Below are 25288 nucleotides of genomic sequence, written 5' to 3'. Positions count from 1 at the left end.
ACCCGGATACGGTCCGGACCGGAATGAAACCGCAGCTCAACCGGCCCGGACCGTGATCTTCCCTGGTTATCCGGCCTCGGTGGAGGCCTGGTCCACCATGACCGATACCGGTTCCTGCGAGCCGTCCGGCGAGGGCAGCAGGTTGTCCAGCACCGGGCCGGGGTAGACGCCCAGCAGCAGGGTGGCGGCGACGCCGATGGCGATGACCCCGCCGGTGGCGGCGCCGGCCCGCACGACCGTGTGCCCGTCGGCCTCCGGATCCCGGAAGAACATCACAACGATGATCCGGACGTAGAAGAACGCCGTGACCGCGCTGCTGAGCACGCCGACGACCACCAGCGGGGTGGCCCCGGCCGCGACGGCGGCCTGGAAGACGGCGAACTTGCCGATGAAGCCGCTGGTGAGCGGGATGCCCGCGAACGCCAGCAGGAACAGGGCCAGCGCCCCCGCCAGCAGCGGGTGGCGGCGGCCCAGCCCGGCCCACCGGTCCAGGTCGCCCTGCTCCTGCCCGCCGTCGGCGGTGCGGACCAGGGTGACCACGGCGAACGCGCCCAGGGTGGTGAACCCGTAGGCGGCCAGGTAGAACATCGCCCCGGCCAGGCCGTCGGTGCTGCCCGCGACCACGGCGGTGAGGATGAACCCGGCGTGGACCACCGAGGAGTAGGCCAGCAGCCGCTTGATGTCGCGCTGGGACACCGCGACGATCGCGGCGACCACCATCGTGAGCACCGCGACGATCCACAGGGCCGGCTCCCAGTCCCCGGCGCTGCCGCCGAAGGGGACGAAGAACACCCGCAGCAGGGCGCCGAACGCGGCGACCAGCGTGCAGGACGCCATGAGCGCGGTGACCGGGGTGGGAGCACCCTGGTACACGTCCGGCTTCCAGTTGTGGAACGGCACCGCGCCGACCTTGAACAGCAGGCCGACCGCGACCAGGCCGATGCCCATGAGCAGCAGTGCCCGGCCGTCGCCGTCCTGGAAGATCGCCGCCCCGCCGTTCTCCACGGCGGCGCGCACCTCGCCGAAGTTCACCGACCCGGCGTAGCCGTACACCATGGCGGCGCCGAACAGGAAGAACGCCGAGGAGAACGCCCCGAGCAGGAAGTACTTGACGGCGGCCTCCTGCGAGAACAGGCGGCGCCTGCGGGCGAGCCCGCACATCAGGTACAGCGGGAGGCTCATCACCTCCAGGGCGATGAACATGGTGAGGAAGTCGTTCGAGGCGGGGAACATCAGCATCCCCAGCACCGCGAACAGCACCAGCGGGTAGATCTCGGTGTGCTGGGTCCCGGCGAGGATGTGCGCGCGCTCCTCCTCGCTGCCGGGGACCGCGGCGGCCTGGGCGGCGAACGCGTCCCGGCCGTCGCGGCGCTCGGCGATGAGCAGCAGGCTCACCAGGGCGAGCACCGCGATGGTGCCCTGGAAGAACAGCACGGTCCGGTCGACGGCCAGCGAGCCGACGCCGACGGTCACCCCCGCCTGCCCGTCGGGCAGCGACCCGACCTGGAGCACGATGAGCACGAACGTCGCGAGCAGCGACAGGGCGGCCACGCCGATCTGGAGCAGGCGCCGGCGCGCGGCGGGTACGAACGCCTCGAACAGCACGGCCAGCATCGCGCCGCCGAACAGCGTGAGCAGCGGCGCCAGCAGCCACCAGTCGAGGACCGGTGCCTCCTGGGTGATGACGGGGAGGTCCTGGGGGATCACTCCGCGCCTCCTTCCTCGGCGGAGCCGACCGTGGACACCACGGTGCGTTCCGCGGCCGGTTCGATCGCGTCGAGCAGCGGCTGCGGGTACAGCCCGAACGCGAGGATGAGCGCGAGCAGCGGACCGACGGCCCACGCCTCGCGCGCGGACAGGTCCTTGAACCCGGCCACGCCGTCGGCGGTGGGCCCGGTCATGGTGCGCTGGTACATCCACAGGATGTAGAGCGCGGCGAGCACGACGCCGATGACGGCGATCAGGGCGGGCGCCGGGCTGAACGCGTACACGCCCACGAACACCAGGAACTCGCTGACGAACGGCGCCAGCCCCGGCAGGGCGAGCCCGGCCAGGCCGGCCACCAGGAAGACCCCGGCGAGCCGTGGGGCCACGTTCTGCACGCCGCTGAAGTCCTTGATGAGCGAGGACCCGCGGCGGGCCACGAGCAGGCCCACGATCAGGAACAGGGCGCCGGTGGCGAACCCGTGGTTGACCATGTACAGCGCGGCCCCGGTCTGGGCCTGCGGGGTCAGCGCGAAGATGCCCAGGGTGATGAACCCGAAGTGGGAGACCGACGTGTAGGCGACCAGGCGCATCATGTCGGTCTGCCCGATGGCGAGGATCGCGCCGTAGACGATGCTGACCAGGCTGAGCGCCACCACGGGCCACACGAACCAGGACACGGCCGACGGGAACAGCTCCATGCAGAAGCGGAGCATGCCGTAGGTGCCGACCTTGTCCAGGACGCCGACCAGCAGCACGGCGGTGCCGGGGCTGGAGGACCCGGCGGCCTGCGGCAGCCAGGTGTGCACGGGCCACATCGGCGCCTTGATCGCGAAGGCGATGAAGAAGCCGAGGAACAGCCAGCGGGCGGTGGAGGGGTCGAGGCCGGCCAGCGCCCCGTTCTCCCCGACCAGGTCGGCCCAGAGGAAGGTGCCGCCGTGGACGAACACCCCGATGACGGCGACCAGCATGATGAGGCCGCCGGCGAGGCTGTAGAGCAGGAACTTGACGGCGGCCTTGGCCCGCTCGTCCCCGCGCCCGTAGCGCCCGATCATGAAGTAGACCGGGATGAGCATGGCCTCGAAGAACACGTAGAACAGGAAGACGTCGGTGGCCGCGAAGACCCCGATCATCATGGCCTCCAGGGCCAGGATGAGCGCGAAGTAGCCGCGTCCGCCGTCCTCCCGGTGGTCGTGCTCCCGCCAGGCCGCCAGGACGACCAGCGGCACCAGGATCGCCGACATGAGGATCAGGGCGAGGGCGATGCCGTCCACCCCGACGGCGAAGTGGACCCCGAAGCGCGGGATCCACGGGTACTCCTCCACGAACTGGAGGGAGCCCGCGTTCGACGGGTCGAAGCGCAGGGTCATGACGACGAGCACGGCCAGCGTGGCCAGGGAGACGCCGAGCGTGATGCGCTTGGCGTTCTCCGCGGAGGCCGCGCCGGTGGCCGCGGCCGCGGGGGCGCGGACCGCCGTGGCGGTACCGCCCCCGCTCCGGGCCTGGGCGGCGGCCGAGGCCGCGGCCTGTTCCCGCCCGCCCGCCCCGGTGCGCGGCAGCGCCCAGACGAGCAGGGCGCCGACCGCGGGGAGCGCGATCGCGATGGTGAGCCAGGGGATCATTGTCTACAACCTCACAACAAGCGTCGCGGCGACGATCACGGCGCCGAAGAGCATGGTGAGCGCGTACGACCGGGCGAACCCGGTCTGCGCCCGCCCGAGCCCGCGGGAGGAGTCGCGCACGCCCGCGCCGAGCCCGTTGACGACCCCGTCGATGACCTTCTCCTCGATGACGACGAGCGCCCGGGTGAGGACCCGGCCCGGGCCCACGAACAGCCCCTCGTTGATCTCGTTGCCGTACAGCTCGCGGCTGGCGGCGACGGTGACGGGGTTGCCCTCGGGGGCGGTGCGCGCGACCGGGCGGCGCAGGTACACGGCCCAGGCCGCCGCCACCCCGACGACCAGCACGCCCAGGGCGGCGAGCCCGTAGGGCGAGGTGAAGGCGTGCGCCAGGTCGAAGTGGTGCGGCTGGGCGCCGATGGCGGGCGCCAGGAAGTTCGCGAACCGGTCGCCGAACACCAGGAAGGCGCCCAGGAACACGGAGCCGATCGACAGCACCACCATGGGGGCGGTCATGCTCACCGGCGACTCGTGCGGGTGCACGCCCTCGTCCCACCGCTTCTCGCCCAGGAAGGTCATGAAGAACATCCGGGACATGTAGAAGGCGGTGAGCCCGGCGCCGACGATGATCGCCGACCCCAGGACCATGCCCTGGGTGCCGCCGACGCCGAACGCCTCGGTGATGATGCTCTCCTTGGTCCACCAGCCGGACAGCAGCGGGACGCCGATGATGGCGAGGTAGCCGAGTCCGAAGGTGGCGAAGGTGACGGGCATGACCCGGGCCAGGCCGCCGTAGCGGCGCATGTCGACGCCGTCGTCCATGGCGTGCATGACCGAGCCCGCGCCCAGGAACAGCCCGGCCTTGAAGAAGCCGTGCGTGATCAGGTGGGCGATGGCGGCGACGTACCCGACCGGGCCGAGCCCGGCGGCCAGCACCATCATGCCGATCTGGCTCATCGTCGAACCGGCCAGGGACTTCTTGATGTCGTCCTTGGCGGAGGCGATGATCCCGCCGGCGAGCATGGTGGCGGCCCCGACCACCGCGACGGTGGTCTGCGCGGCGGGCGCGGCCTCGAAGACCGGCCCGGCGCGGACGATGAGGTAGACGCCCGCGGTGACCATGGTCGCCGCGTGGATGAGCGCCGACACCGGGGTCGGGCCCTCCATCGCGTCCAGCAGCCAGGCCTGGAGGGGCAGCTGCGCCGACTTGCCGCAGGCGCCGAGCAGCAGGCACAGGCCGATGGCGACCAGGACGCCGTTCCCGGCGCCGGGGACGGCGGCGAAGACCTCGCTGAAGCTCACCGCGCCCAGGGCCGTGAACATGATCATGATCGCGGCGAGCAGGCCCATGTCGCCCACCCGGTTGATCACGAACGCCTTCTTGGCCGCGGCGGCGGCCGACGGCTTGTACTGCCAGAACCCGATGAGGAGGTAGGAGGCCAGGCCCACGCCCTCCCAGCCCAGGAACAGCAGGGCGAAGTTGTCCGCCAGGACCAGCACCAGCATGGCCGCCACGAACAGGTTGAGGTAGGCGAAGAAGCGCCGCCGCCCCGGGTCGTGGGACATGTAGCCGATCGAGTAGACGTGGATCAGCGATCCGACGAAGGTGATCAGCAGGACGAAGCTGATGGAGAGGGGGTCGACCAGCAGGTCCACCCCGACGTTGAACGTGCCGACCGAGAACCACTCGTAGACGGGCACCGACACGCTGCGCGCGTCCTCCGCCCGGCCCAGGAGGTCGAACAGGATGAGGAGCGCCCACACGAAGGAGCCCACCGGCAGCGCCGTGGCGAGCAGGTGGCCCCAGGAGTCGGTCCGCTTGCCGCCCAGCAGCAGCACCGCCGCGCCGACCAGCGGCAGGGCGACGAGCAGCCAGGCGTTCGACAGCACCGCGCCGTCCGCGGCCACCGCCGTCCCGGTCTCGGCGGCGAGGTGAGTGTGATGTTGCACTGCCACGTCGCCTTCTAGTGCTTGAGCAGGTTGGCGTCATCCAGCGACGCCGACCTGCGGGTTCGGAAGATCTGCATGATGATCGCGAGGCCGACCACCACCTCGGCTGCGGCGACGACCATCACGAAGAAGGCGATGACCTGCCCCTCGATGTCCCCGTGCATGCGGGCGAACGCGACGAACGCCAGGTTGCAGGCGTTGAGCATCAGCTCGACGCACATGAAGACGATGATCGCGTTGCGCCGGACGAGCACGCCGACCGCGCCGATGGTGAACAGCAGCGCCGCGAGGACGATGTAGTTCATCGGGTCCATGTGGACTCCACCTCCTGGCCGTCGCCGTTCTCGCGGACGCCGTCCGCGGTGTCGGCGTCCGCCTCCCGCGGGTGGTCCCCGGCGGTGGGTCCGCCCTCCTCGGAGCGGGCCGGGTCCGACCCGCCGCCGGGCAGCGGCGGGCGCCCCGCCCGGACGTCCTCGGGCACCCGCGACTGGTACTCGGGGTCGCGGGCGGTGAGCACCGGGTTGAGCGAGAGCCGGGCGACCTGGCCGTCCGGCAGCAGCGCGGGCATGTCGATCGCGTTGTGCCGGGCGTAGGTGCCGGGCCCGGGCAGCGGGGTGGGGTGGTCGCCGCGGATGCGGTCCTCGGAGATCTCCCGCTGGGTGCGCCGCTTCTTGGTGCGGGTCGTGTGGGCCAGCACCAGGGCGCCCAGGACCGCGGTGACCAGGAGCGCGGCGGTGGCCTCGAAGGCGACCACGTAGCGCAGCAGCAGCTCGCCCGCGATCCACGGGATGCTGCCGCCCGCGGCGGCGGTCCCGGCGGCCAGGCCGACCGGGTCGCCCACGGAGATGCGGGTGATGCCGGTGGCCAGGGCGCCGATGAAACCCAGGGCGACGACGGCGGTGAGCAGCCGCTGCCCGCCCAGGGTCTCCTTGAGGGAGTCCGCGGAGCTGACGCCGACGAGCATCAGGACGAACAGGAACAGCATGAGGACCGCGCCGGTGTAGACGACGATCTGCACGACCATGAGGAAGGGCGCGGCGTTGATCCCGTAGAAGATCGCCAGGCCCACCATGGTCAGCGCCATGGACATGGCCGAGTGGACGGCCTTGCGGGAGAACACGACGCCTAGGGCGCCGAGCAGGACCACGGCGCCCAGGATCCAGAAGGCCGCGGCCTCCCCGCCGCCGATGGGGGCGGCGAGGTGGACCTCGTGCGGCGCGGCGAGGGGGACGGCGGAGGTCATCGGACCGCCTCCGTGCCCTCGTGGTGCCCGTCCTGGGAGCCGTGCTGGCCGCGGCCGGTGGCGTAGTAGTCCAGGTCGGTCTCGCCCAGGCGCATGGGGTGCGGCGGCGCCTCCATGCCCTCCTTGAGGGGGGCCAGGAGCTGCTCCTTGGTCCAGATCAGGCTCTGCCTGCTGTCGTCCGCGAGCTCGTACTCGTTGGTCATGGTGAGGGCGCGTGTCGGGCACGCCTCCACGCACAGCCCGCACAGGATGCAGCGCAGGTAGTTGATCTGGTAGATCCGCCCGTAGCGCTCGCCGGGCGAGTAGCGGTCGTCGTCGGTGTTGTCACCGGCTTCGACGTAGATGGCGTCGGCGGGGCAGGCCCAGGCGCACAGCTCGCACCCGATGCACTTCTCCAGCCCGTCCGCCCACCTGTTCAGCTGGTGCCGTCCGTGGAAGCGCGGCGCCGTGGGGCGCTTGACCTCCGGGTACTCGACGGTGGGCACCTTCTTGAACATGGTGTGGAAGGTGACGCCGAAACCCTTGACGGGATTGAGCCAATCAAGCACCGGTGACCTCCCCCTTCTGCTTGACGCGTTGGGTCGCGGAGGCGGCAGCCGTCCGCGGCGGTTCGGCGAGCACGCTGCTGCCGTAGTGCGGTGCGGTGCTCGGGGGCACCGGGAAGCCGCCGAAGGCGGAGTCCTCGTGGGCGCGGCGGGTGTTCTCGGCGCGCCGGACCGCCTCCTGCTCCCTGGCCCTGCGGACCGAGCGGAGCCAGGCGTAGAACGCGGCGAGGGTGGCGGCGCTGAACGCCGCGACGACCGCGCCGATGACGATCGGGGAGGCGTCGTCCAGGATGAGCATCCGCACGACCGCGACCGCGGTGATCCACACCAGCTGGATGGGGATGAGGACCTTCCAGCCCAGCTGCATGAGCTGGTCGTAGCGGACCCGGGGGAGGCTGCCGCGCGCCCAGATGAACAGGAACATGACGCCGACGAACTTGAGCAGCCACCACAGGGCGGGCCACCAGCCCTCGTTGGCCCCGGGGAAGGCGGTGCCGATCCCGAAGGGGGCGTACCAGCCGCCGAGGAAGAGCGTGACGGACACGGCCGCGACCGTGCACATGTTCACGTACTCCGCGAGGAAGAACATCGTGAACTTCATGGACCCGTACTCGGTCATGAAGCCGCCGACGATCTCGCCCTCGCCCTCGGCCAGGTCGAACGGCAGGCGGTTGGTCTCGCCGACCATCGTGACCAGGTAGATGAGGAACGACGGCAGCAGCAGCACCGCGAACCACAGGCCGCGCTGGGCCTCGACGATCCCGGACGTGGTGAGCGTGCCCGACATGATGAAGACCGCGACGAACGACAGGCCCATCGCGATCTCGTAGCTGATCACCTGCGCGGAGGCGCGCAGGCCGCCGAGCAGGGCGTAGGGCGACTGGGAGGCCCAGCCGCCGAGCACGAACCCGTACACCCCCAGCGCCGCGGTGGCCAGGACGACCAGGGCGGCGATGGGCAGGTCGGTGAGCTGGAGCGGGGTGATGACCCCGAACAGGTTCACCTCGGGACCGATCGGGATGACCGCGAAGGCGATGAACGCCGGGACCGCGGCGATCAGGGGCGCGGCGATGTAGACGAACCGGTCGACCCCCTCGGGGATCAGGTCCTCCTTGAGGGAGAGCTTGATCCCGTCGAACAGGGACTGGAGCAGGCCCCAGGGGCCCATCCGGTTGGGGCCGTGCCGCTGCTGCATGCGGCCCATGACCTTGCGGTCGGCCATGATCATCATCAGGACGCAGACCATCAGGAAGACGAAGATGGCGAGCGCCTTGATGGTGGTGATCCACCACGGGTCGTTGCCGAAGGCGCTGAGCGTCTCCTCCGACGCCAGGTGCGCCACGCTGGTGGCGACGGGGGTCACTGGTGCCTCCCGGCGGTGGTCGGCGCCGACAGCAGGACCGTCTCGCCCGCGCCGCTGCCGAGGTCGCGACGGATGTCGCAGCCCCGTGCGTTGGCCGGGAGCCAGACGACCCGGTCGGCGATGTCGGTGACGACCACGGGGACGGTGACCGAGCCCCGGGTGCCGGTGACGCGGAGCGATCCGCCGTCGGGCACCCCGACCTCGTCGGCCGTGGCCTTGGACAGGTAGGCGCGGGCGGGCCGGGCCGTGCCGGCGAGGAACGGCTCGCCGTCCTCCATCCGCCCGGTGCCCAGGAGCTGGCGCCAGGTGGACAGCAGGGCCTCGCCGGAGCGGGGCCGCACCGCGTCCGCCGGGCGGACGGCGGGACCGGAGCCCCGCTCCCCCGCCCACAGGCCCAGTTCGAGCAGCTCGCGGTAGGCGGAGGCGGCGTCGGGCAGGCCCAGGTGGACGTCCATCTCGTCGGCGAGGGCCGCCAGGACCCGCAGGTCGGAGAGGGCCCCGGGCACCTTGAGCGCGGCGCCGAAGGGCCGGTGGCGGCCCTCCCAGTTGACGAAGGTGCCGGACTTCTCGGCGACGGCCGCCACGGGGAACACCACGTCGGCGCGGTCGGTGACCTCGCTGGCGCGCAGTTCGAGGCTGACGATGAACGGCACCCGGGCCAGGGCCGCGCGGGCGGCCTCGGGGTCGGGCAGGTCGTCCAGCTCGACCCCGGCGATGACCAGCGCGTCGAGGTCGCCGCGGGCGGCGGCCTCGATGATGGCGGCGGTGTCGCGACCGGGCTCCGTCGGCAGGGCGCCGACGTTCCAGGCGCGGGCGACCTCGGCGCGGGCCGAGTCGTCGGCGACGGGCCGGCCGCCGGGCAGCAGCCCGGGCAGGGCTCCGGCGTCGGCGGCGCCGCGCTCCCCGGCCCGGCGCGGGATCCACACCAGGCGGGCGCCGGTGCGGTCGGCCAGCGCCGCGGCGGCGGTGAGCGCCCCGGGGACGGCGGCCAGCCGCTCCCCCGCGATGATGACCGCGCCCTCCGCGCCCAGGGCCTCGACGGCCTCGGGTGCGGTGTCCTCCAGGGCGTTGAGGACGCGGGCCTCCTCGCCGGGGGCGGTGCCGATGAGGGTGCCGCCCGCCTTGGTGAGCCCCAGGCTGGCGTGGCTGGCGACCGAGTAGACCTTGAGCCGGCGCTTGCGGTGGCCCTTGCGCAGCCGCAGGAACGTGGAGGGCGACTCGTCCTCGGGCTCGAACCCGGCCAGGAGCACGGCCGGGGCCTTCTCCAGGGCGGTGAAGTCCGTGGCGACGGGCGTCCCGGCCACGCGGGCGGCCAGGAAGTCGGCCTCCTCGCGCGAGTGGGCGCGGGCCCGCATGTCCACGTCGTTGGTGCCCAGGGCGATCCGGGCGAACTTGGCGTAGGCGTAGGCGTCCTCGTAGGTGAGGCGCCCGCCGGTCAGGACGCCGACCCGGCCGCGTGCGGCGGCCAGCCGGGAGGCGGCGATCGAGACGGCCTCGGGCCAGGAGGCGAACTCCAGGGCCCGGGAGTCCTCGTCGCGCACGAGCGGGCGGGAGAGCCGGTCGCCCTGGGTGGCGTAGGCGAACGCCCACCGGCCCTTGTCGCAGTTCCACTCCTCGTTGACCTGCGGGTCGTCGCCGGCCAGGCGGCGGGTGACCTTGCCGCGCCGGTGGTCGGTGCGCTGGGCGCAGCCGCCGGCGCAGTGCTCGCAGACACTGGGGGTGGAGACCAGGTCGAAGGGGCGGGACCGGAACCGGTAGGCCGACCCGGTCAGGGCGCCCACCGGGCAGATCTGCACGGTGTTGCCGGAGAAGTAGGAGTTGAACGGCTCGCCGCCGGCGATGCCGACCTGCTCCTTGGCGCCGCGCTCCATCAGCTCGATGAGCGGGTCCCCGGCGATCTGCGCCGCGAACCGGGTGCAGCGGGCGCACTGGATGCAGCGCTCCCGGTCGAGCAGCACCTGGCTGGACAGCGGGACCGGCTTGGGGAAGGTCCGCTTGACGTCGATGAACCGGCTCTCGCCCCGCCCGGTGGACATGGCCTGGTTCTGTAGGGGGCACTCGCCGCCCTTGTCGCAGACCGGGCAGTCCAGCGGGTGGTTGATGAGCAGGAACTCCATGATGCCGCGCTGGGCCTTCTCCGCCACCGGCGAGGTGAGGTGGGTGTTGACCACCATCCCCTCCATCACGGTGATGGTGCAGGACGCCTGCGGCTTGGGCATGCCGCGCCCGTTGCCCATGTCGGGGATGTCCACCAGGCACTGGCGGCAGGCCCCGACCGGGTCCAGGAGCGGGTGGTCGCAGAAGCGCGGGATCTGGATCCCGAGGAGTTCGGCGGCGCGGATGAGGAGGGTGCCCTTGGGCACCTGGATCCGGAAGCCGTCGATGGTGACGGTGATCAGGTCCTCGGGCGGCGGCGCGGGGGCCGCTCCGCCCGGAGTGTTGGACGTGACGGTCACGGGTTCCCTCCCGTCGTGGTCGTGCGGTCCGCCCACAGGGTGGACCTGGCGTGGTCGAAGGGGCAGCCGCCCTGCTCCACGTGGTCGATGTACTCCTGGCGGAAGTGCTTGATCGACGACGTGACCGGGCTGGTCGCGCCGTCGCCCAGGGCGCAGAACGACCGGCCGAGCAGGTTGTCGCAGATGTCCAGGAGCTTGTCGAGGTCGGCCTCGGACCCCTCCCCGCGCTCCAGGCGGTCCAGGACCTGGACCATCCAGTAGTTGCCCTCGCGGCAGGGCGTGCACTTGCCGCAGGACTCGTGGGCGTAGAAGGAGATCCAGCGTCCGACGGCGCGGACCACGCAGGTGGTCTCGTCGAAGATCTGGAGGGCGCGGGTGCCGAGCATGGACCCGGCGGCGCCCACCGACTCGAAGTCGAGCGGGGTGTCCAGGTGCTCCTCGGTGAAGATCGGGGTGGAGGAGCCCCCGGGCGTCCAGAACTTGAGGCTGTGGCCCTCGCGGACCCCGCCCGCCATGTCGAGCAGCTCCCGCAGGGTGACGCCGAGCGGGGCCTCGTACTGGCCCGGCCGGGTGACGTGCCCGGACAGGGAGAAGAAGCCGAACCCGGCGGACTTCTCGGTGCCCATCGAGGTGAACCACTCCGCGCCGCCCAGGACGATGCTGGGGACGCTGGCGATGGACTCGACGTTGTTCACCACGGTCGGCGAGGCGTAGAGCCCGGCGACGGCGGGGAAGGGCGGCTTGAGCCGGGGCTGGCCCCGGTAGCCCTCCAGGGAGTCCAGCAGGGCGGTCTCCTCGCCGCAGATGTAGGCCCCGGCCCCGGCGTGGACGACCACGTCGAGGTCGAAGCCGGTGCCGAGGATGTCCTTGCCCAGCAGCCCGGCGGCGTAGGCGTCGGCGACGGCCTTGCGCAGGCGGCGGATGACGTGGACGACCTCGCCGCGGACGTAGATGAACGCCTGGCTCGACTTGATCGCGTAGGAGGCGATCGCCACGCCCTCGACCAGCGAGTGCGGGTTGGCGAGCATCAGCGGGATGTCCTTGCAGGTCCCGGGCTCGGACTCGTCGGCGTTGACGACGAGGTAGCGCGGGTTCGGGTTGTCGGCGGGCAGGAACCCCCACTTCATGCCGGTGGGGAATCCGGCGCCGCCGCGCCCGCGCAGCCCGGACTGCTTGACCAGGTCGACGATGGCCGCGGGCTCCATGTCCAGCGCCTTGCGCAGGGCACGGTACCCGCCGTCGTCCCGGTACCCCTCCAGGGTGAAGGAGTCGGGCCGGTCCCAGTTGTGGGACAGGATCGGGGTCAGGGTGGTCATTCGGTCTCCTCCTCACCCTGGGCGGGACGGGGGAGGTTCGCCGGGTCGGGCGCGGTCCAGCCGCGTTCCCGGGCGACGGTGAGTCCGGCGAGCGAGGGGCCGGCGGCCTGCACTCCCTCTCCGGCGCGCCCGTCGTCGAACCCGGCCAGCACGCGGGAGGCCTGCTTCCAGGTGCACAGGCTCGCCGGGCCGCGGGTGGGCGCGACGTCGTTGCCCAGCCGCAGGTCGTCCACGAGCCGCTTGGCCGAGTCGGGGGTCTGGTTGTCGAAGAACTCCCAGTTGACCATCACGACCGGCGCGAAGTCGCAGGCCGCGTTGCACTCGACGTGCTCCAGCGTGACCTTGCCGTCCTCGGTGGTCTCGTTGTTGCCGACGTCCAGGTGCTCCTTGAGCGCGGCGAAGATCTCGTCCCCGCCCATCACGGCGCACAGGGTGTTGGTGCACACCCCCACCTGGTAGTCGCCGCCGGGGCGGCGGCGGTACATGGTGTAGAACGTGGCGACCGCGTTCACCTCGGCGAGGGTGATGCCGAGCTGGTCGGCGCAGAAGCGCATCCCGGCCCGGCTGACGTGGCCCTCCTCCGACTGCACCAGGTGCAGCAGCGGCAGCAGCGAGGACCGGGGCCGCGGGTAGCGGCCGATGATCTCCTTGGCGTCCTGCTCCAGGCGCGCGACGACCTCGGCGGGGAACGCGTCGGTCCCCTCCGGGATCGCGGGCGCGCCGTGGTCGTGGTCGTGGTCGTGTCCGCTCACCGGTCCACGCCTCCCATCACCGGGTCGATACTGGCCACGGCCGCGATCACGTCCGCCACCGTGCCGCCCTCGCACATGGCGGCGACGGCCTGGAGGTGGGTGAAGGACGGGTCCCGGAAGTGCACGCGGTAGGGGCGGGTCCCCCCGTCGCTGACCGCGTAGCAGCCGAGCTCGCCCTTGGCGCTCTCGACGGCCGTGTAGGCCTGGCCGGCCGGGACCCGGAAGCCCTCGGTGACCAGCTTGAAGTGGTGGATCAGCGCTTCCATGGAACTGCTCATGATGTGCGCGATGTGGTCGGGCGAGTTGCCCATGCCGTCGGGCCCCAGGGCCAGCTTGGCGGGCCAGCCGATCTTGGCGTCCTCGATCATCACCGGGCCCGGGGCCAGCTTGTCCAGGCACTGCTCGATGATCTTGAGGCTCTCCTCCATCTCGGCGATGCGCACCCGGTAGCGGGCGTACACGTCGCCGCCGTCGGAGACCGGGACGTCGAACTCGTAGCCCTCGTAGCCGCAGTACGGCTTGGCCTTGCGCAGGTCGTACGCCAGCCCCGAGGCCCGCAGCAGCGGCCCGGTGACGCCCAGGGCCATGCAGCCGGGCAGGTTGAGGTAGGCGACGTCCTTGGTGCGGGCCAGGTAGACGGGGTTCTCGTCGAGGAGCTTGCGCATGACCTTGATGCGCTCGGGCATCTCCTTGAGCAGCTCCCGGACCTTGCCGACCGCGCCGGGCGGCAGGTCCTGGGCGACCCCGCCGGGACGGACGTAGGCGTGGTTCATCCGCAGCCCGGTGACCAGCTCGAAGACGTCCAGGATCATCTCGCGCTCGCGGAACCCGTTGGTCATGACGGTGGTCGCGCCCAGCTCCATGCCGAACGTCGCCATCGCCACGAAGTGCGAGGCCATCCGGTTGAGCTCCATCATCATCACGCGGATGACGCTGGCGCGGTCCGGGATGCGGTCCTCGACGCCCAGCAGCTTCTCGACCGCCAGGCAGTACGCCGTCTCATTGAAGAGCGGCGTCAGGTAGTCCATGCGGGTCACGAACGTGGTGCCCTGCGTCCACGTCCGGAACTCCATGTTCTTCTCGATGCCCGTGTGCAGGTAGCCGATGGCGACCCGGGCCTCGGTGCAGGTCTCGCCGTCCAGGGTGAGGATGAGGCGGAGCACGCCGTGGGTGGACGGGTGCTGGGGCCCCATGTTGACGACGAGGCGCTCGGCGCTGGTGGCCTGCGCCTTCTCGATGACGTCGTCCCAGTCGCCGCCGGAGGCGTCGATGTAGTCCTCGGTGACGGTCATGCCGTGCCCCCCTTCCGAAGGGTGCCGAACCTGGTCATGTGTACGACCTCCGCTGGTCGGGCGGGGGCACGGTGGCGCCCCGGTACTCGACGGGGATGCCGCCCAGCGGGTAGTCCTTGCGCTGGGGGTGGCCGTGCCAGTCGTCGGGCATCTGGATGCGGGTGAGGGCCGGGTGGCCGTCGAAGACGATGCCGAAGAAGTCCCAGGCCTCGCGCTCGTGCCAGTCGTTGGTCGGGTAGACCGCCACGATCGACGGGATGTGCCGGTCCGTGTCCGGGCAGGTGGTGGTCACCCGGATCTCGCTGTTGTGCGTGATCGAGCGGAACTGGTAGACCGCGTGCAGCTCGCGCCCCTCCCGGTCGGGGAAGTGGACGCCGGTCACGCCCAGGCACAGCTCGTAGCGCAGGGCCGGGTCGTCGCGCAGGACGCGGGCCAGTTCCGGCAGCGCCTCGCGGAGCACGTGGAAGGTGATCTCCCCGTGGGAGACCTCCACCCGCTCCACGGCCCCGGCGGAGTCGCCCAGGGCGGCCTCCAGGTCGTCGGCCACGCGGTCGAAGTCGGCGGTGCGCGGGTCGTCCGGGTCGGTGAACGGCCGCTGCGAGGAGACGGGAGCGCTCCCCCGCACCTGGAGCAGCCCGAACCCGGAGGTGTCCCCGGAGGTGCCCGTGCCGAACATGCCGGTGCGCTTGATCGGCGCGGCCAGGCGCTCCTCGCCCATCCGGTCGGGGAGGCGCGCGGCCTCCTCGTCGCGTTCGCGCTCGTTGTCGGTACTCATGTCAGTCCTTGCTCACCAGGGGAAGCGACCGGCGGAGCATGCGCTCCTCGGTCTCGGTGATCTCCTGCTCGCGGTGCGCGCCGAGCTTGGTGTTCTGCACCTTGTCGTGCAGCTTGAGCACCGCGTCCAGGAACATCTCGGGGCGGGGCGGGCAGCCCGGCAGGTAGATGTCGACCGGGACGATGTGGTCCACGCCCTGCACGATCGCGTAGTTGTTGAACATGCCGCCGCTGGAGGCGCACACGCCCATCGCGATGACCCACTTGGGCTCGGGCATCTGGTCGTAGATCTGGCGCAGGACGGGGGCCATCTTCTGGCTCACCCGCCCGGCGACGACCATGAGGTCGGCCTGGCGCGGCGTGGCGCCGAACTTCTCCATGCCGAACCGGGCCAGGTCGTAGTGGGGGCCGCCGACGGCCATCATCTCGATGGCGCAGCAGGCCAGGCCGAAGGTGGCCGGCCACATCGAGCTCTTGCGGGCGAGCCCGACGACCTGTTCGACGGTTCCGAGCAGGACACCGCTGGGCAGTTTCTCTTCGAGTCCCATCAGCTGCGGACCTCCTCCGGGCGGGGCTGCGGGGTGCGGACGCGGGGTGCGGGGGGTCGCGGGGTCAGTCCCATTCCAGGCCCCCGCGGCGCCACTCGTAGGCGTAGGCGATGGAGACGTTCACCAGGAAGAGGACGATCGCGACCAGTCCGAACCAGCCGAGGGCGTCGAAGTGCACGGCCCAGGGGATGAGGAAGATGATCTCGATGTCGAAGACGATGAACATCATCGCCGTCAGGTAGTACTTGACGGTGAAACGGCCGCCGCCGGCGGGCTGCGGAGTGGGCTCGATACCGCACTCGTAGGCCTGCATCTTGGCTCGGTTGTAGCGCTTGGGTCCCAGCAGCGCCCCGGCGACCATGGACACCACGACGAACGCGGCGCCGATTCCGCCGAGCACGAAGATCGGTGTGTAGAGCTCCACCGGTCACCCTCCTTCCGGCTGGTCGGCGCGGGCGCGGGGCGTCGCGCTTGTGATTGCTTTCACTTGTGCGGGCTCTTCTCTGATCCGTCCCGGCCCCGGTCACGGCTGCGGGCGGCCGCACCGGGGTGCGGGGCCGCTTATGCCGCGGGGGCGATCTTGGACAGGCCGTTGATGACCCGGTCCATGGCGTCGCCCTGCGTGGGTTCGGTGAGGTTGGCGAGCATCTTGAGCGCGAACTTCATGAGGGTGCGCTGGCGCAGGCCGTACTTGGTGGCGTACTTCATGAACTCGGGCTGGCCGATCATCTTCACGAAGTAGCGGCCCAGCGTGTAGTAGCCGCCGTAGGTGTCGGCGAGGACCTGCGGGTAGCGCAGCAGGGCGCGCTCGCGGGTCTGCTGGGTGGTGCGCCCGTGCGCCTGCACGATCACGTCGGCGGCGATGTTGCCCGCCTCCATGGCGTAGGCGATGCCCTCGCCGTTGAAGGGGTTGACCATGCCCCCCGCGTCGCCGACGAGCATGAGGCCGCGCGAGTAGTGCGGGACGCGGTTGAAGCCCATGGGCAGGGCGGCGCCGCGGATCGGGGTGGTCTGGTTCTCCTCGGTGAAGCCCCACTCGGGCGGCATGGAGTCGGTCCAGCGCCGCAACAGCTTGCGGTAGTCGACGTCCTGGAAGGACGCGGTGGAGTTGAGGATGCCCAGGCCCACGTTGCTGGTGCCGTCGCCCACGCCGAAGATCCAGCCGTAGCCGGGCAGGAGCACGTCCTTGTCGCCGCTCCTGTCCCACAGCTCCAGCCAGGACTCCAGGTAGTCGTCGTCGTGGCGGGGGCTGGTGAAGTAGGTGCGCACGGCCACGCCCATGGGGCGGTCGTCGCGCTTGCGGATGCCCATGGCGACGGACAGGCGCGAGGAGTTGCCGTCGGCGGCGACGACCAGCGGCGCCCGGAAGGACACGGGTTCGCGGTCGGCGTTCTTGGCCTGGACCCCGACGATGCGGTTGCTGCGCTCGTCCATGAGGGGGCCGGTGACGGTGGTGCGCTCCAGGAGCTTGGCGCCCGCGGTCACGGCGCGGTCGACCAGGATCTGGTCGAAGTCGAAGCGGGTGCGCACCAGCCCGAACCCGGGGTAGGCCGCCAGGTCGGGCCAGGGGAGTTCGAGGCGGGCGCCGGCGCCGACGATGCGCAGGCCGTGGTTCTTGACCCAGCCCTCGTCCTCGAAGGTGACGCCCATGGAGGTGAGCTGCTTGACCGCCCGGGGGGTGAGGCCGTCGCCGCAGACCTTCTCCCGGGGGAAGGCGGTCTTCTCCAGCAGGAGGACGTCCAGCCCGGCCTGGGCCAGGTAGTAGGCGGTGGTGGAGCCGGACGGTCCGGCGCCGACGACGATGACGTCGGCGTCGTACTCGATGCGGTCCCGGCCTCGGCCTCTGAGGTCGGGAGAGGAGGTGGCTGTCTCGCTCACGGGTGTGTCCTCGACTGCTCGCGCGGGTGCACCGTGGCGGGCCTGTGCGGGGTTCCGACCCGCTCACGGGGGGCTGTCCTGTGTCGTGTTCTCTCGGTGTTACGGGGTGTCCGGGGTTACGGTCCGCCGCGTGGCTCTGTGTGCGGGGGCCGTGACCACGTGCTTTGTACGGTTGGGGACCTATGTCATGTCGGACATAGGGTCATGTGCCCCATCCCTCGTGCCCTTGTGAAGCACTTCACAAGCTTCTTTTCGGCAGTCTAGCCCCCTGCGCGTCGGGTTGCGAGCCCCGGGGGGTATACGGAGCGAAACATTCTCAATCGCCCCATAGGCACACGAGAGCCACCAAAGACACCACATGCCGACAAGCACGCAGCTCATCACTCTTTTCATCACCACACCCGCCACAGTGGGCACAACAAAAACCCGGAGAACACAGGAGTTCTCCGGGTTTTGCGAGCTTTGAAGCTATTTAAGAAGAAGTTGACACAAAGCGCCTTATGTCGGTTTTACTGCTCGCGGAAGCCGCGATGGAGGGCGACGATCCCGCAGGACAGGTTGCGCCAGGCCACCCGGGACCAGCCCGCGTCCTGGAGGTGCCGGGCCAGGTCGGCCTGGGCGGGCCAGGCCATGATCGACTCCGACAGGTAGTCGTAAGACTCGCCCTTGCCGGACACCGCGCCCGCGATCTTGGGCAGGGCGGCCATCAGGTAGGTCGAGTACAGGCGGTCGACGAACCCGACCGGGATGTGACTGAACTCGCAGATCACCACACGGCCGCCGACCTTGGTGACCCGCAGCAGCTCGCGCAGGGCCAGGTCCACGTCGTTCACGTTGCGCAGGCCGAAGGAGACCGTCACCGCGTCGAAGGTCCCGTCGGCGAAGGGCAGGTGCAGCGCGTCGCCCGCGACGAAGGTGACCCCGCCCCGGGACGCGCCCCCGCGGCGGCGCACGCCCGTGGACAGCATGCCCAGCGAGAAGTCGCAGGCGATCACCCTGGCGCCCTTGCGGATGAAGGACTCCGAGGAGGTTCCGGTGCCCGCGGCCAGGTCCAGGACCAGCTCACCGCTGTGGGCGTCGACGGCGTTGACGGTCGCCCGGCGCCAGGCGCGGTCCTGACCGAGGGAGATGACGTCGTTGACGAGGTCGTAACGGTCGGCGATACCGTCGAACATCGCCGCGACGTCCTGGGGCTTCTTGTCGAGTTCAGCGCGGGCCATGCCCACCAGAGTACGGCCGCCCCGGCGCCGCCGCGCCGCGGGGAGGGCACCCTTCCGCGCCACCTTGGTTACTGTATGTGATTAGGGTGCGACTCTTTGCAAGAATCGGTCGTGTCCCCTCCCATCGCGCGACCGAGGAGAACGTCCTGTGAAACCGAAGTTCACCGCCCTGGCGCTGGGCCTGGCCCTGCTGGTCCCGCTCGGGGCCGCGGCCCCCGCCGCCGCCGACCACACCGCGCACCGGTCCGCGGTCAGCGAGCGCCCGGTCCAGTGGACGCCGCACGTCCTGGACGGCGCGGTCAAGGACATCCTGCGCGTCGGGAACACCGTCGTCGTCGCCGGGGAGTTCGACTCCGTCGCCGAGGCCGACGGAGGGCGCACCCACCGGCTGCCCAACATCTTCGCGTTCGAGCACGGCACCGGGCGGATCCTGCGCGAGTTCTCCCCCCGGGTGGACGGGACCGTCAACTCCGTGGTCCCGGGCCCCGACGGCACCGTGGTCATCGGCGGCTCCTTCCGCACGGTCAACGACACCGACGCCCGCGGGCTGGCCCGGATGCGGCTGACGGACGGCTCGCGGGTCGCGGCGTTCACGGCCACGCTGGACGGCGGGTCCGCCAACCGGCTGGCCACCGACGGCTCCCGGCTGTACGTCGGCGGGTCCTTCCCCGGGATCGGCGGGACCGCGCGCCCGACCCTGGCGAGGCTGGACCCGGTCACCGGTGCGGTGGACACCGCGTTCGCCCCGCAGGTCGCCGAGCAGCGCCGCGGAAACCTGCGGGTGCAGGACCTGGCGCTGAGCCCGGACGGGCGGCGGCTGGTGATCGACGGGACGTTCACCAAGGTGGACGGGCTGGACCGGTACCAGATCGCGATGCTGGACGCCGCGACCGGGAAGCCGACGCGGTGGTCCACCCGGGCCTTCGAGCCGGAGTGCGACTACTCGCGGGTGTACACCTACATGCGCCAGATCGACTTCGCGCCCGACGGGTCCTACTTCGTGCTGGTGACGGGGGGCGGTCCGCAGGTCAAGCCCGGACTGTGCAAGTCGGTGGTGCGGTTCGAGAACAACGACACGGCGAACGCCGAGCCCACCTGGGTCAACAAGACCGGCGGCGACTCGCTGTACGCGGTCGAGGCGACCGGGGCCGCGGTGTACGCGGGCGGCCACCAGCGCTGGATGGACAACGAGCAGGGCGCGCTCAACCCGGGCCCGGGCTCGGTCGCCCGGGAGGGCATCGCCGCCCTGGACCCGCGCACCGGCCGCGCCCTGGCCTGGAACCCGGGCCGCTCCCGCGGGCACGGCGTGGAGGCGCTGCACGCCACGCCCGACGGCCTCTACGTCGGCAGTGACACCGAGCGCCTGGCGGGCGAGTACCACGCGCGCCTGGGCATGTTCCCCCTGGGCTGAACCCGGCGCGGGAAAAGCCCAAGACCTCTTGGCCAACACCTCTTGGCCAAGAGGTCTTGGGTGTCTAGGGTGCGGGCATGAGCGATGAGACCCCCCGGGACCCCTTCGAGAACGCCAAGCACCTGGACGCGCACTCGCTGCGCGGGCTGGCGCACCCCCTCCGGATGCACATCCTGGACCTGTTGCAGGCGCACGGCCCGGCCACCGGCAAGGCCCTCGCGGAGCGGCTGGAGATCTCCTCAGCGTCGGCGAGCTACCACCTGCGCCGGCTGGAGGCGCACGGGTTCATCCACGAGGACCCGGAGCTGGGCACCTCCCGGGAGCGCTGGTGGCGGGCGAGCCACCGGGGCTTCCGGTTCCCCGAGCACCTGGACACCGACGAGCCGGAGCTGAGCACCGCCGTGCGCACGGCGCTCGCCGCGAGCTGGGGCCGCGACCTGGCGGCCGCGGTCGAGGGGTGGGCGGCCCAGCCGGAGGGCTGGCGCGAGGCCCAGGTGATGGCGGGGCGCTCGGCGCACCTCACCCTGGAGCAGCTGGAGGGGCTGCGCCGGGAGGTGCGCGCGCTGCTGGACCGGTACGCGTGCGAGGACCCCGCCCCCGGCACCCGGCCCGTGCACGTCCGGTTCGCCGCCTTCCCGGACCCGGGCGGTCGGTGAACCCCGTCGCGGGGCTGGTCCTGTCCCAGGCGCTGTGCTACACCGCGACGCGGCTGGCGATGGTCGCCGTCCCCTGGTTCGTGCTGGAGACCACCGGCAGCCCAGCGCGCATGGGCCTGGTCCTGTTCTGCGAGGTCGGCGCCTACGCCCTGGCCCGGCTGCTGGGCGGGCCGCTGCTGGACCGGTGGGGACAGCGCGCGGTGAGCGTGCGCGCGGACGCGGCGGCGTCCGCCGCGGTCCTGTGCGTACCGCTGGCGCACGCCGCCGGAATGCTGTCGTTCCCCCTGCTGCTGGCGCTGGTGACGGTCATCGGCCTGGCCACCGGCCCCGCGGAGGCGGCCAAGGTGTCGCTGGCCCCCGCTGCGGCAGCGGCGGCCGGGGTGCGGATCGAGCGGGTGACCGGGCTGGCCGGAACCGTGGACCGGCTGTCGCAGACCGTCGGACCGCTCGCGGCGGGCGGCGCGGTGGCGGCGGTGGGCGCGCTGCCCGCGCTGTACGCCAACGCGGTGCTCCTGGCACTGGCCGCGCTGGTCCTGGGCGCGGTCCGGGTGGCGCCCCCGGGGGCGCACGACGGGTCCGGGTACCTGGACCGCCTGTTCACCGGTTTCCGGGTGGTCTGGCGGGACCCGACCCTGCGGACCGTGGTGCTGGTGCTGGCGGTGACCAACGCGATCGGCACCGCGGTTTCCTCGCTGGTCCTGCCGGTCTGGGTCCACGGGAACGGGATGGGACCCGAGGTGGTGGGGATGGTCGCCGGGTCGCTGGGCGCGGCCTCGGTGCTGGGCTCGCTGGCGGCGACCGCGGTGGGGCACCGGCTCCCCCGGCGGGCGACGTTCCTCGTCGCCCTGGCGCTCGCGGGGCCGCCGCACATCGCGGTGCTGGCCCTGGACGTCCCGCTGGGGGCGGTGCTGGCCGTCTTCGCGGTCAGCGGGCTCTTCGGCGGGCTGCTCAACCCGGTCCTGGGCGCGGTGCTGTTCGAGCGGCTGCCGCCGGGGGCGGTCGGCCGGGGCACCGCGACGATCGGCGCCCTGACGCGGCTGGCCTCGCCCCTGGGCGGGCCGGTCGCGGGGGCGGCGCTGGCCGCGGCGGGCGTCGCCCCGGTGGTGCTGGCGGGCGCCGGGATCTACCTGCTCGCCGCGCTGGCACCGCTGTTCGGGCGGGCCGCGCGGGGGCTGGACCGGCCCGATCCCGCACCCGAGCCGTCCGCCTAGGCCCCCCGCGTCCGCCCGCCCGGCCGGGCGGGTCGCGACGGTCCGACCGGAGCACGGACCGGGTGCGGCCCCGCGCCGGGCGGGGGCGCGTGTGGCAGGTGCTCCGACGGGGCGCGGCCCCGCGCCGAAGGGCGGGAGCGGTTTCCCGCCGGGCCCGCGCCGGACGGCGCGTGAAGCCGCTCCGAGGGCGCGGTGCCCGGCGGGCCGGCGCTGCCCCACAACGGGCCCCCGGGCATCGGCGCGGGCGTGGACGCGGCGGGAGGCGCCCCGGGGCGCGGCGGCCCGCCGGCGGGGCCTAGGAGTCCTTGGGGGCGGCCTGCGCCGCCGTGCCGGCCGCGTCCGTGCCGGCGGGGTCCGTGCCGGTCCCGTCCGCGGCGGGGGCGTCGCCGGGAGCGTCCCCGGCGGCGGGCGCGTCCGCGGGGGCGTCCTGGAGGTGGTCCTCGCGGGCGGCGCCGCCGTCCAGGCGGTCGCCCACCAGGGAGCCGCGGTTCTTCTCGATCCGGTCGACCACGGAGGCCGACATCCGGTCGCGCAGGGAGGACAGCAGAACATAGGAGGCCAGGCCGCTGATCAGCCAGGCGAGGATGAGCGCCATCCACGATCGGGCACCGAACAGGTACACCACTCCGAACGCCGCCAGGAACAGCCCTACGCGGGCGGCGGTATAGGGCAGCCAGCTACGCATCGAAAAGCCTCACAACAGATGATTACCTGGACTAGATTGGTCGCTACGCCCATCAGCGCACGAGACGACCGGTCCGCTTTCGCGGTTTCCGGGGGGTTCGGCCTCTCAACGGGGGCCGGTGTCGGCGCACTCATGTGCTCTCACCTCCAGATTAAGGGTGAGTGCCCGGGAGCCCGCACCGGGTCGGCGCGTGTCCCTCCCTGCGGGGGGATCGGGCCCCTGCCATGGATTCAGATAGTCATGGGATGTTTCCAATCCCGACAGCAGGGCCCGAACATCACGTTCCGGTCACATATCCCGTACTCCTCCCCCCAACACCGCAATTTCTCCGAAAACTAGGGAGGAAACGGACCAACTCATGCACACTAGGGGATCAAACGCCCGCCGCCCCCACAGTCCGAGGCGGGCACGATTGGGGGAATGTGAAGGTGGAACGAGCAAGCGAACGCCTGTTGACCCCCGGGGAAGTGGCCTCACTCTTCCGGGTTGATCCCAAGACCGTCACACGCTGGGCCGCCTCCGGGCGCATCAGCAGCATCAGGACCCCGGGAGGCCACCGCCGCTTCCGCGAGTCCGAAGTCCGCGCCCTCCTGCTCGGCGAGCCGAGCGAGAGCACCTCCTGACCCCAGGGGACCCGATCCCGAGAGGCATCCCGAGGTCCGGCACGGGCCTCAGGGGAAGGGAGCCGCACCCCTTTCCGGTTCCGGGACATCGCGCCGATGCGCCGGAACCGCACCGCACCCGGGTCGCAGCCCCCGGTGTCCGCGGTCCCCTCGCCGCGCTCGGCGCGGCGGTGTGTCGGCCGTGGGAGTCGGCCCGACCATGGGGAGTGGACAGCGAGAGATAGGCTGGAATCATGGTGTGGCTTGGTGGCCTGATCACGCTCGTGTCGATCGTTCTCTGGGTGTACGCGTTCTTCGACGCGCTGACCACCCCGGCCCAGGATGCCCGGAACCTTCCGAAGGTCCTCTGGCTGGTCGTCATCGCGCTGTTCATGCCCGTGGGCTCGATCCTGTGGCTGTTCCTAGGACGTCCCCGCAAGTCCGCGGCCGTGTGGGGCGCCGCGGCCTCCCCGGCCCAGGCCGCCGCCTCCATCGACGACCTCGACCCGTCGGACTTCGCCGAGCCCTCCAACAGTCCGCACCCGCTCGGCCCGGACGACGACCCCGATTTCCTGCGCGGACTCGACCGCCGGATCGACCCCGACGAGTAGGACGCCCGACAGCGGGGCCCGCAAGGGTCCGGCGGCACAGGGGGCCGCTCCGTATCCCGGAGCGGCCCCCTGTGTCGTCCTGTGTCACAGCAGACCCGCGCCCACCTTCCTCTCCAGGCCGCGCAGGGCGTGCACGGGCTGGACCCCCGTCGTGTACTGCGGGACCCAGGCGGCCTCGGACCCCAGCGGTCGGTCCGGATTGGCCGCGTTGTGCTCGGCGACGAGGTCGACGCCCGAGATCCGGCCCCCTCCCCCGGTCATGAGGGCGTTGCCCGAGCCGGCCACGTCCGTGCCGCCCCAGTTGTACAGGAGGGTGTCGGCGGTGTGCCCGTCACGCAGGTCGAACAGGTTGTTCTCGACGTGGAGCTGCGACTCGACCCCCGCGCCGAGGCTGTACTGGTGCAGGTCCCCGCGCACGGTGTAGAGGTTGTTGTAGACGTGCACCTGGCCGAACCGCACCCGCGGGGCGCGCTGGCCCAGCCCGTCGAAGTGGTTGTGGTGCCAGGTCACCCGCAGGTACCCGCGGTCGGTGGTGCGGCCGTCGCTGTTGCCCAGCAGCAGGGCCTTGTCCCGGCCGTCGAAGTCGTTCCACGACACCGTCACGAGGTCGGCGGCGCGCACGATGTCCAGCAGGCCGTCGTGCACCTCGTACTTGCGGCCGAAGTACTCGGGCTGCGCCGCGCCGGGGCGCTCCCCGTCGTCGAAGGTGTTGTGGTCGATCCACACGTTCCTGGAGCCGGAGACCTCGACGTGGTCGTACTCGGCGTTCCAGTTACCGGTCTCCCCGTCGCCCGGGTCCCAGCCGGGGAAGCAGTCGTGGGTGTCGGAGAAGGTGAGGTCGCGCAGGATGACGTTGCGCACGTCCTGGACGAGCAGGTTCATGCCGGTGAGCTCGCCGCCGCCGTCGGCGCCGACGATCGTCGTGTTGGAGCCGACCCGGTAGCGGATGCGCTCGGCCTGCACCGCGCGCGAGGCGTCCCGGGCCTCCTCCAGCGGGCCGGAGGGGTCCTCCCGGCCCCAGACCAGCGAGTCGTAGGTTTCCAGGTACTCCTGGAGGGAGTACCCGTCCACGGCGTAGTCGTCGCAGCCCAGCGGGGTTCCGTCGGGGGCGGTGTTGGCGTCGATGAGGCCGTCGACGTACACGATCTTGGGCTCGTCCCCGGCGATGGCGGCCCGGAACGCGGCCGGGGTGGACACCCGGAACACGTTCCCGGCGGTGGCGGCCGCCCCTCCGGTCGTGCCGCCGCCCGCCCAGGCCCAGCCGTCGCCGGCGGGCAGCACCTCCCGTCCGGTGTCGTCCGCCGCCGCGGGCGGGGGCGCGGTGAGCGCCGCGGTCAGCGCGAGGGCGAGTGCGGGGGCGAGGTGCCGGCGCATGGTCACTCCTGGGGGATGAGACTGCAAACGTTTGCAACAAACTCGTCCACACGCCGGAAAGAAGCAACACCCCCGCCC

Annotated in this window: 23 protein-coding genes; 5 read left to right on the top strand and 18 right to left on the bottom strand. The window is 71.8% G+C overall.

The genetic code is table 11. The features are described 5' to 3' along the window. Positions 1-66: 66 nt before the first annotated feature. The 16 genes from nuoN to BUE45_RS26270 form a co-directional block, all read right to left on the bottom strand. Entirely contained in the window at positions 67-1707 is a 1641-nt protein-coding gene (gene nuoN / locus BUE45_RS26345) for an NADH-quinone oxidoreductase subunit NuoN (protein WP_073383142.1), read from the bottom strand. Beyond that, complete coding sequence (locus BUE45_RS26340) at positions 1704-3326, bottom strand: NADH-quinone oxidoreductase subunit M (RefSeq protein WP_073383139.1); 1623 nt, start codon at positions 3324-3326, stop codon at positions 1704-1706. The genes nuoN and BUE45_RS26340 overlap by 4 nt, the downstream gene beginning before the upstream one ends. 3 nt (positions 3327-3329) lie before the next feature. Continuing rightward, entirely contained in the window at positions 3330-5273 is a 1944-nt protein-coding gene (gene nuoL / locus BUE45_RS26335) for an NADH-quinone oxidoreductase subunit L (protein WP_073383136.1), read from the bottom strand. Positions 5274-5287: 14 nt separating this feature from the next. Beyond that, complete coding sequence (gene nuoK, locus BUE45_RS26330) at positions 5288-5587, bottom strand: NADH-quinone oxidoreductase subunit NuoK (protein ID WP_013156051.1); 300 nt, start codon at positions 5585-5587, stop codon at positions 5288-5290. Further along, a complete protein-coding gene (locus BUE45_RS26325; protein WP_073383134.1) occupies positions 5575-6516 on the bottom strand; it encodes an NADH-quinone oxidoreductase subunit J in 942 nt (313 codons plus the stop codon). Before BUE45_RS26325 ends, nuoK begins: the two co-directional genes overlap by 13 nt. Continuing rightward, positions 6513-7064 carry an NADH-quinone oxidoreductase subunit NuoI gene (nuoI, locus tag BUE45_RS26320; RefSeq protein ID WP_073383132.1) on the bottom strand — a complete coding sequence of 184 codons (552 nt, stop codon included), beginning with the start codon at positions 7062-7064 and terminating at the stop codon, positions 6513-6515. Before nuoI ends, BUE45_RS26325 begins: the two co-directional genes overlap by 4 nt. Next, the gene (gene nuoH / locus BUE45_RS26315) at positions 7057-8424 is read right to left on the bottom strand and encodes an NADH-quinone oxidoreductase subunit NuoH (RefSeq protein ID WP_073383130.1); all 1368 of its coding nucleotides are present in this window, start codon (positions 8422-8424) and stop codon (positions 7057-7059) included. The genes nuoI and nuoH overlap by 8 nt, the downstream gene beginning before the upstream one ends. After that, positions 8421-10880, bottom strand: a complete 2460-nt coding sequence (locus tag BUE45_RS26310) for an NADH-quinone oxidoreductase subunit G (RefSeq protein ID WP_073383231.1) — start codon at positions 10878-10880, stop codon at positions 8421-8423. The genes nuoH and BUE45_RS26310 overlap by 4 nt, the downstream gene beginning before the upstream one ends. Beyond that, positions 10877-12196 carry an NADH-quinone oxidoreductase subunit NuoF gene (gene nuoF / locus BUE45_RS26305; RefSeq protein ID WP_073383128.1) on the bottom strand — a complete coding sequence of 440 codons (1320 nt, stop codon included), beginning with the start codon at positions 12194-12196 and terminating at the stop codon, positions 10877-10879. The genes BUE45_RS26310 and nuoF overlap by 4 nt, the downstream gene beginning before the upstream one ends. Then, a complete protein-coding gene (gene nuoE, locus BUE45_RS26300) occupies positions 12193-12906 on the bottom strand; it encodes an NADH-quinone oxidoreductase subunit NuoE (RefSeq protein ID WP_143173492.1) in 714 nt (237 codons plus the stop codon). The genes nuoF and nuoE overlap by 4 nt, the downstream gene beginning before the upstream one ends. A 38-nt stretch (positions 12907-12944) precedes the next feature. Further along, positions 12945-14240, bottom strand: coding sequence for an NADH-quinone oxidoreductase subunit D (locus tag BUE45_RS26295; RefSeq protein WP_073383123.1), 1296 nt, complete (start codon positions 14238-14240; stop codon positions 12945-12947). Positions 14241-14274: 34 nt separating this feature from the next. After that, positions 14275-15015, bottom strand: coding sequence for an NADH-quinone oxidoreductase subunit C (locus tag BUE45_RS26290; RefSeq protein ID WP_073383120.1), 741 nt, complete (start codon positions 15013-15015; stop codon positions 14275-14277). 1 nt (position 15016) lies between these two features. Then, a complete protein-coding gene (locus BUE45_RS26285; RefSeq protein ID WP_073383117.1) occupies positions 15017-15562 on the bottom strand; it encodes a NuoB/complex I 20 kDa subunit family protein in 546 nt (181 codons plus the stop codon). Between the two features lie 64 nt (positions 15563-15626). Further along, positions 15627-15986, bottom strand: coding sequence for an NADH-quinone oxidoreductase subunit A (locus BUE45_RS26280; protein ID WP_073383115.1), 360 nt, complete (start codon positions 15984-15986; stop codon positions 15627-15629). Positions 15987-16123: 137 nt separating this feature from the next. Further along, complete coding sequence (locus tag BUE45_RS26275; protein WP_073383113.1) at positions 16124-17440, bottom strand: geranylgeranyl reductase family protein; 1317 nt, start codon at positions 17438-17440, stop codon at positions 16124-16126. A 509-nt stretch (positions 17441-17949) separates the two neighbouring features. Then, positions 17950-18660, bottom strand: a complete 711-nt coding sequence (locus BUE45_RS26270; protein ID WP_073383110.1) for a demethylmenaquinone methyltransferase — start codon at positions 18658-18660, stop codon at positions 17950-17952. A gap of 148 nt (positions 18661-18808) precedes the next feature. On the opposite strand from BUE45_RS26270, the gene BUE45_RS26265 reads away from it, so the two are divergent. The 3 genes from BUE45_RS26265 (at position 18809) to BUE45_RS26255 (ending at position 21938) form a co-directional block, all read left to right on the top strand. Beyond that, entirely contained in the window at positions 18809-20071 is a 1263-nt protein-coding gene (locus tag BUE45_RS26265; protein ID WP_073383108.1) for a TolB-like translocation protein, read from the top strand. A 77-nt stretch (positions 20072-20148) separates the two neighbouring features. Continuing rightward, the gene (locus BUE45_RS26260) at positions 20149-20727 is read left to right on the top strand and encodes an ArsR/SmtB family transcription factor (protein WP_073383105.1); all 579 of its coding nucleotides are present in this window, start codon (positions 20149-20151) and stop codon (positions 20725-20727) included. Beyond that, on the top strand, positions 20724-21938 hold the full coding sequence (locus BUE45_RS26255; protein ID WP_073383102.1) for an MFS transporter: 1215 nt from the start codon (positions 20724-20726) through the stop codon (positions 21936-21938). The genes BUE45_RS26260 and BUE45_RS26255 overlap by 4 nt, the downstream gene beginning before the upstream one ends. A gap of 295 nt (positions 21939-22233) precedes the next feature. Here BUE45_RS26255 and BUE45_RS26250 read toward each other — a convergent pair whose 3' ends face one another. Further along, positions 22234-22623, bottom strand: a complete 390-nt coding sequence (locus BUE45_RS26250) for a DUF4229 domain-containing protein (RefSeq protein ID WP_073383100.1) — start codon at positions 22621-22623, stop codon at positions 22234-22236. A 422-nt stretch (positions 22624-23045) separates the two neighbouring features. Between BUE45_RS26250 and BUE45_RS26245 the strand changes: the two genes are divergently transcribed. Further along, positions 23046-23246, top strand: a complete 201-nt coding sequence (locus BUE45_RS26245) for a BldC family transcriptional regulator (protein WP_073383097.1) — start codon at positions 23046-23048, stop codon at positions 23244-23246. Positions 23247-23479: 233 nt separating this feature from the next. After that, positions 23480-23836, top strand: a complete 357-nt coding sequence (locus BUE45_RS26240) for a PLD nuclease N-terminal domain-containing protein (RefSeq protein ID WP_073383096.1) — start codon at positions 23480-23482, stop codon at positions 23834-23836. Between the two features lie 84 nt (positions 23837-23920). Here the strand turns inward: BUE45_RS26240 and BUE45_RS26235 are convergent, their stop codons facing one another. Further along, positions 23921-25210, bottom strand: coding sequence for a pectate lyase family protein (locus BUE45_RS26235; RefSeq protein WP_073383093.1), 1290 nt, complete (start codon positions 25208-25210; stop codon positions 23921-23923). Between the last annotated feature and the right edge of the window lie 78 nt (positions 25211-25288).

The sequence above is a fragment of the Nocardiopsis flavescens genome (assembly GCF_900141985.1).
In the GTDB taxonomy this organism is placed as follows: Bacteria; Actinomycetota; Actinomycetes; order Streptosporangiales; family Streptosporangiaceae; genus Nocardiopsis; species Nocardiopsis flavescens.
Note: the sequence above shows the minus strand (reverse complement) of the source record. Positions and strands in the feature narration are given on the sequence as shown.